The sequence below is a fragment of the Globicatella sanguinis NBRC 15551 genome (assembly GCF_001552295.1).
Classification (GTDB): Bacteria; Bacillota; Bacilli; order Lactobacillales; family Aerococcaceae; genus Globicatella; species Globicatella sanguinis.
This window is the reverse complement of the sequence record NZ_BCQX01000109.1, coordinates 1-7,600: the sequence shown is the minus strand read 5'-3', so window position 1 is coordinate 7,600 and position 7,600 is coordinate 1. Positions and strand designations below refer to the sequence as shown.

At 37.4% G+C, this 7,600-nt stretch carries 6 protein-coding genes; 1 reads left to right on the top strand and 5 read right to left on the bottom strand.

Going from position 1 to position 7,600, the window contains the following annotated elements; translation table 11 throughout:
* Window positions 1-307: 307 nt before the first annotated feature.
* Window positions 308-1,732, bottom strand: a complete 1,425-nt coding sequence (locus GSA01S_RS08450) for an aminotransferase class I/II-fold pyridoxal phosphate-dependent enzyme (protein WP_066126616.1) — start codon at window positions 1,730-1,732, stop codon at window positions 308-310.
* Window positions 1,733-2,799: 1,067 nt separating this feature from the next.
* Entirely contained in the window at window positions 2,800-3,459 is a 660-nt protein-coding gene (locus tag GSA01S_RS08445; RefSeq protein ID WP_066126614.1) for an HAD family hydrolase, read from the bottom strand.
* Window positions 3,460-3,634: 175 nt separating this feature from the next.
* Between GSA01S_RS08445 and GSA01S_RS08440 the strand changes: the two genes are divergently transcribed.
* Entirely contained in the window at window positions 3,635-4,645 is a 1,011-nt protein-coding gene (locus tag GSA01S_RS08440; RefSeq protein ID WP_066126611.1) for a YeiH family protein, read from the top strand.
* 304 nt (window positions 4,646-4,949) lie between these two features.
* Here the strand turns inward: GSA01S_RS08440 and GSA01S_RS08435 are convergent, their stop codons facing one another.
* Genes GSA01S_RS08435 through GSA01S_RS08425 form a run of 3 tightly spaced genes read right to left on the bottom strand, consistent with a single transcriptional unit; the run spans window position 4,950 to window position 6,868 of the window.
* A complete protein-coding gene (locus tag GSA01S_RS08435; protein ID WP_066126609.1) occupies window positions 4,950-5,759 on the bottom strand; it encodes a TatD family hydrolase in 810 nt (269 codons plus the stop codon).
* Window positions 5,760-5,787: 28 nt separating this feature from the next.
* Window positions 5,788-6,063, bottom strand: a complete 276-nt coding sequence (locus GSA01S_RS08430) for a glycine zipper domain-containing protein (protein WP_066126606.1) — start codon at window positions 6,061-6,063, stop codon at window positions 5,788-5,790.
* 52 nt (window positions 6,064-6,115) lie between these two features.
* Window positions 6,116-6,868 carry a tRNA threonylcarbamoyladenosine dehydratase gene (locus GSA01S_RS08425; RefSeq protein WP_373276907.1) on the bottom strand — a complete coding sequence of 251 codons (753 nt, stop codon included), beginning with the start codon at window positions 6,866-6,868 and terminating at the stop codon, window positions 6,116-6,118.
* Window positions 6,869-7,600: the final 732 nt, after the last annotated feature.

Sequence of the window (7,600 nt, the reverse complement as noted above, 5' to 3'; positions counted from 1 at the left end):
ACTGCGCTTTGAATTAAATAGATATGACTTAACAGAATTTAAAAAGTTTTTGCCCAGTCTCATTATTTTTATTTTTGCTTAAGCAATCTATTCTGCGAATAGATGAGTCGCTAATTTAATGGGTTGGTATGCAAGTGTTGCGCTCGCATCATAGTTAGTGCTTTTATTCCATTCATTAAAAGGTTAAGGAACGCTTTTCTTAAGTTTCGTTGCATCAATATATTTAGCGACTTGATTAGTACTAGGTTCACCCCATTATAATGCTTGCTTCACGGCTTGCTTAGTACTGGTTCGGCCATTACATTGCTTATTTCAGGACTTGAATGTTTTGTAAGGTTGGGTCTTCCGTTCCCATTAAGAAACAGCCTTTGGCACGAGCATACTCAATATGATCGATGATTTCTTGAGTAATGAGTTCTCCAGGCGCCACAATCGGAATGCCTGGTGGATAGCACATGACCATTTCGCCGGCAATTCGGTTGACACTTTCAGCTAAAGGTAGTGGATATTTTTCTGAGAAAAAGGCTTTACGTGGTGAAATAGCCACCTCAGTTTTCGCTATGTCAAAGACTAACAAACCTTTCTTGGTCTTTTTAAAGCGACGACGAATTTCAGCTAAGGCACTCACCAGTCGTTCAATATCATGGATACGATCCCCTACAGAAATATAGGCTAAAATATTAGCTGAATCTCCAAGCTCGATTTGGATATCATATTCATCACGTAATAAATCATAGACTTCAATACCAGTTAATCCGGTATCGGTAGTTTTAATACTTAATTTGGTTTGGTCAAAATCAGCAATCCCATGACCGTCGATGATTTCCTTAGAATAAGCGTAATAATCACCAATCGCATTGATTTCATTACGGGCATAATCTGCCAATTGTTCGACTTTATCAAAAGTAGTTGCTCCATTTAATGCCAAGTGGCTACGTGCTAAGTCTAAACTGGCCATTAATAAATACGATGCAGATGTGGTTTGAGTCAAGGTGATAATATTTCTGACATATTCTGGATCCATTTCATTATTCACTAATAAGAAAGAAGATTGGGTCAAAGAGCCACCTGATTTATGCATGGAAACAGCAGCCATATCGGCACCGGCAGCCATTGCTGAAATCGGTAAATGCTTGCCGAAATAGAGATGGGTACCATGGGCTTCATCGACTAATACTTTTAATCCATGTTGATGTGCTAGGTCGGTGATGCCTTTTAAGTCGGACGCAATGCCATAATAAGTCGGATTATTCACTAACACAGCTACTGCTTCTGGATGGTTTAAAATCGCCTGTTCGACATATTCAAGTGGCATACCGGTTGAAATTTCTAATTCAGCATTATAGGGCGTTTCCACATAGACTGGAATGCCACCACACAAGACGAGGGCATTAATCACGCTTTTATGTACATTGCGCGGTAATATAATTTTTTGTCCTTCTTTTACCACTGAATAAACCATATTTTGTACGGCCGAGGTGGTGCCATTGACCATAAAAAAGGCATGCTTGGCGCCAAATGCTTCAGCCGATAATTGCTCGGCTTCTTTAATGACCGATACGGGATGACTTAAGTTATCTAATAATTCCATTGAATTGGCATCCATCGTGATGGCTTTTTCACCAATAAAAGCTTTTAGCTCACTATTTGAACGACCTCTCTTATGTCCAGGCACATCAAATGGCACGATACGACGTCGCTTTAATTCATATAATGCCTCTACGATCGGCATTCTTGTTTGATCCAATCTATTTCACTCCTTTGGGTTAACCGTTTATGATTCTTAATAAGATGTCAAAATTTTGGTAGCTTTATATTTGAGACTACTCATTCAAATACGGATGCGTTTGTTGCGTTGATTGTGTTGATTGCAGTAATTGCATTGATGAGACTGCTCAATTAAATACGGATGCGGTGATTGCGTTGATGAGACTACTCATTCAAATATGGATGCGGTGATTGCGTTTTTGCGCTTGTTACGTTGGTTGAGTTTATCACGTTTGTTGCGTTTATCGCGTTTATCGCGTTTATCGCGTTTATCGCAGTTGCTTCGTTTAAATATAATTGACTACCCTTTGTTTCTATTTTTTACATAAAAAAATAGACCAAGCATTTTCTGCCTGGTCTACAATTATCTACATTCGTTTTTAATAAATTAAAAATACGTAAACTCTTATGAAGACACACGGTGCCCCCTTAAAGTTCATTTGTAGAACGAAGAGTCTATATAGCGCAATACTTTTACTACTCTTACTATCGTTTTCACAAGCACAATGCCTCAACATTATGTTATAAAAAATTTGAGTCGACAGATAAATATCCATCTCTTCAATAGACCCCTTAAAGAGTCCGTTTACTACTTCAAACCTGTTCTTAATAAACAGCAATAAGTTTGGCAAAAGTGTTGACTCGCCGCTCTCGTTCGCAGTGTTCGTTCACTGACATGCTAAATATTAACATTCAATAAATAACATGTCAATTGTATTTTTAGTTTTATTTTTATATGGGGATAAGTGTTCGTGTTTTTAAGCTTCCATTGCGATGCGTAGGCTAAAATTTTGAAAGCTTATCCTTTTAGCTATGCGGATGCTTGATTTTGATGTCCACACATAAGCTTCTGCATTTTGTAATATATTAAATGATCGTGTTTTTAGGTTTGCGGAGATGCGTCCCACATTTATGATAAGAATTAGCCGCTTTGCACTTAGTTGATTGCTAAATTTTTACCGTAATCCTTCATTTTCAAAAGCTAAAAGAAACCCATACCGCCATAAAATACGATAGGGATTTTCTTGGTATTTATTCACCATAAACTGTTTGAATTAACTGTTCTAAATCTAAATCATCATGATGATAAATTTTTTGGTCAACCATCGATAAGTCTTGAGCAGGGTAATGGGTGTCGATGTAACCGATACAATACATGCCCGCTGCTTTAGCGGCCCGAGCGCCATTGTGTGAATCTTCAATGACAATGCACTGTGAAGGTTTCATTTCCAATAATTTGGCTGTATGCAAATAAATTCCCGGGTCTGGTTTAGATAGATTAATCTCTTCACCACTCACTAAGAAATCAAAATAGTGTTGTGCATCCAATACGTCAACGGTTTGTTGAATTTCTTTCATTCCTGAAGAAGAGGCGATGGCGAGACGAAAATCATGTGCTTTCAATCTCTTTAATAAATCTAAAATCCCTGGATAAAAAATGAGCCCGTGCTCCTCATCCAATTGTTCCTTATAAGCCATCATTTTTTCAGTCAGTTCAGCCGGTGTACTATCAATTTGAAAATCTTCAATAATTCGAGTCCAAGTATAAGTATTAGTAGTGCCAATAAACTGGTTGGTATACTCTGAGTCGACTTCATGACCATAATCGTTGACAACGTGTTGAATCGCTAGAGCATAATACTTTTCGGAGTCAATTATGACCCCGTCCATATCAAAAATAAAAGCTTTCATGTGCTCCTCCTCGTGTTATTTTTATTTTCATTTTACTGTAATGTGAAGCTTTAATAAAGCAAAATCCATTTTATAGGGATACTTCGCTTTTTCAAAGATTTTAGGAAAATCAAGTGTCTTTTTCAATTAAACTTTGTTAAGATTAAGCTATGCTTATTAAAGGAGACGATATGCAGTGAAACAATTTAATATAAAATTACCAGGGCTAATCATCGCTTTATTAGTAGCCTTGGTCGCTTGGTACCTTGGTAAATTATTCCCTTTAGTCGGAGGACCCGTCATCGCCATTTTTCTAGGAATGCTACTCAACCAATGGGTATCCAACCAATCACAATTCACTGACGGTTTAAATTTTAGTTCAAAATACATTTTACAAACAGCCGTCGTGTTATTAGGATTTGGCTTGAATCTCAATCAAGTGTTAAAGGTGGGATATAGTTCGCTACCGATTATCGTCAGTACGATTTTAACCTCTTTATTGATTGCGTATCTTGGCTATAAATTATTTAAAATCGATCGTGATACGGCGATTTTAGTCGGTGTTGGATCTTCAATTTGTGGTGGTTCTGCAATTGCAGCAACGGCACCAGTTATTGATGCGGAAGAATCCGATGTGGCACAAGCCATTTCAGTCATCTTCCTTTTTAATATTTTGGCGGCGATCCTGTTCCCCATTTTAGGTCAAATATTAGGCTTATCGAATGAAGGGTTCGCGATATTCGCCGGAACAGCGGTTAATGACACTTCCTCAGTGACGGCTACTGCGACCGCTTGGGATGCGATTCATCATTCCAATACACTTGATAATGCCACCATTGTTAAACTAACACGAACACTGGCAATCATTCCGATTACATTGGCTTTATCTTATATCACTAATCGCCAAACAAGTAATGGACAATCATTCAGTTTTAAACGTGCTTTCCCTAAATTCTTATTGTATTTTGTACTCGCATCCTTATTCACAACCTTATTTGACAGTTTAGGCATTAACATTGCCCTATTCAGCCGATTCAAAGCTCTGTCCAAATTCTTTATTGTTATGGCCATGGCTGCTATCGGAATGAAAACAAATATTGGCAAATTAATCCGTTCAGGTGGTCCTGCTATTTTATTAGGTGCCCTTTGTTGGATTAGTATTACGATTGTCTCATTATTGATGCAGTCATTAATGGGTAGTTGGTAAAAGGACGATACCTAATTGTCTAGGAATGGATGGTAAGTAACTAGATAACTCTTAGATTGTAATGCTTAGTTACTAACAGATAGTACTAACCTAAGTCATATCGTTTAATTTTTTATCAGATAGAACCTTAAGTCGTCGTAGACAGATAGAACCCTTTCTTTAGAACTTATTTATACGAAAACTAACCTAAATAATACCCATTCCGTTTGTCATATGGCTAAAAATAAAAATAGCACTCCAGCATTAAATGTGGACACTAAGGGTCGCGTAAATGATGGGGTGCTTATTCATTTTTATCGAGAGGTCATTTAATCCATTTCGTGTTTGCGCCATACACCTTCTGCTGATTTTTCATGATCACTTCTAACATTTCTTCATCTCGCAAAGCTGATAAATCCTCAACTAACTGCGGTAATGTTGTTTTCAAGGCTGAAATTAAAGTATGTAAGTCATTTTCTAAAGTTATTGGATGACTAGGCCAATCAGTTTCCAGTAATAATCGCTCTCGTGGAACTTGGGTGACATAGGTCCGCCCTTTTTTAGTGGTTAACATACGAGGATTAATCGATAAATAACAATCCATCTTAATCAAGCGGGTCAACTCATCACTCGTCCCACTGAACCAATGAATAATCGGGATGATGTTTTCTTGCATGACATGACACGCTTCTAAAATATTTAAAACCTCTGTCACCGATCGAACAGCATGAATTGATAAGATATATGGTTCTTGGCTATTTTGAGACTGACTTACGACATGTTGGATGAGTTGCTTAAAAATACTCACTTGTAAGGCTTTAGATGCAACCACTAAGCGTTTGTCACTAAAGTCCAACCCTATCTCGCCAATAAGATGTGTTTGTGATACCCATTTTTCAAACACTACTAACTCACTTTCAGCCTGTTGTTGGTTTTCAATCCACCAAGGATGAAACCCCAGTGAAACCCTATCAGGCTTGATGTCTTGCGTAATTAATCGTTGATACTCGGACGGTAGGACGGTTTGTGCCACTAGCTCCAACGATGCCTGTTCCATCTCCGTTAATAATTGTTGTCGCAAATGATCCTCTTTAATAAAATCAAAATGAAAATGCGTATCGATTAAATTGGTCATCCTCTCACCACCTTGAATTTGAAGTTAATTATTTCTCAATCGACATGCCGATGACCATGCCCAATAACATCCCTATAGACACACCTACGGCCAGATTGTCTTCACCTAATGATATTCCGATGGCCGTTCCTAAACCCATACCAATAGCCATCCCTTCGGCCATATAATTTGATGGTTCACTCTCTTCTTTCTTTGCTGTTTTTTGGGTCGAATTTCGGTCCACTTTAAACGCCGCCATTTTGACGACCATCACAGCACTGATTGCCACTAAGATTAAAGGCAGTAAAACTTTAATCGTACTCATTTATCTTCACTCCCACCTTAAATAAAGTAAGTATCCATTTTAACTAACTGTCTTATTCTATGATTTTAGGAATGCCGTCATAGTCTTCCAAACCTGCTAAGCGACGGATTACTTTACTAGCTAGCGTCATCCCCATAATGGGTGGCATATAACTGGTAGAACCTAAGGTATCAGCCTTTTTAACGCTACCATGACTTTCAATTTTGACCGCTTTTTCCTTTGAATAAAGCACTTCGACACCCTTAATGGCTAATTCTTTACACTCTAAACGAATCGTCTTTGACATCCGACAATAGCTGGTGTTTTCAATATAATCAAATAATAACTGACCTGGATCTAATTTATTCGCTGCTCCCATTGAAGACAAAAGTGGTACTTGATGTTCAATACACCATTGAATAATCGCGACTTTTCCGTAAAAATGATCAATGCAGTCAATGACATAATCGGGCTTAGGTAAACTTGCGAAATCCGGATCAATATTTTGGGCACGGACAAATTTTTGCAATGGATATACTTGACAATTGGAATTTATATCGTGAATCATTTCCGTCATCACCGCGGTTTTGGGACGTCCAATTGTCGAGGTAAAAGCAATTAACTGACGATTAATATTGGTAATATCCACTACATCGCCGTCGATGACAATTAAGTTTCCGACCCCTCCACGTGCTAATGCTTGGGCGCAACTAGCCCCAACGCCTCCTAATCCGACAACCATCACCGTAGCATTTTGTAATTTTGTTAATCCTTCGTCCTTTAAAATTAAATTTAATCTTGCGAACCGTTCATTCTTCTCTTGCAAATTAACCATCCTTTATTTTTCAACTACCTTTAATCATAACCATCTAGCATTCGTCATGCAACAAAAATTTATCAGAAAATAAAGACGCTTATTTCAGTTAAGTGAGTGTTTGGCTAGCACATTTCAAATGCCAGCAATTTTTGCTATTATTCCAAACAAAGTCTGGAATCGAACCAGTTGAGTGACCATTTCAAATGCCAGCAATTTTTGCTATTATTCCATTCAGAGTCTGGAATCGAACCAGTTGAGTGACCATTTCAAATGCTAGCAATTTTTGCTATTGTTCCAACTTTCTAAACTCACCTACCATATATTTATGCACAACCTTGTGAAATAAGCTAACCTTCATTGTGCATTCGTTTTAATTTGCTCAAAGCTGTTTCATAAAATGGGCGTGTCTCATTTTGAGACATTTTTTGCCTAATTATTAAGAAAAGTTTAAAAAACGCGCTCAAAAAATTTAAATTTTATGAAAATGAAAACAAGTGTCAAAAAGTGCCGTTTTCATGTCTCAAAACGAGACACACTTAACAAGGTTAACTAAAATGAAAAGTTCAATAATCATGGAAAAATCAGTTAAATTGGCAAATGTAATGCTTTCATCATTAAATGAGCTCTCCTATGAAAATAACTATTTGTGAATTGGTAATAATAGATTGTGAAAATAAAAAAGCAAGAGATCAAAATTCTGGGGAATTTCAATATCTTGCTTGAGGCTGGGCATAAACTTAA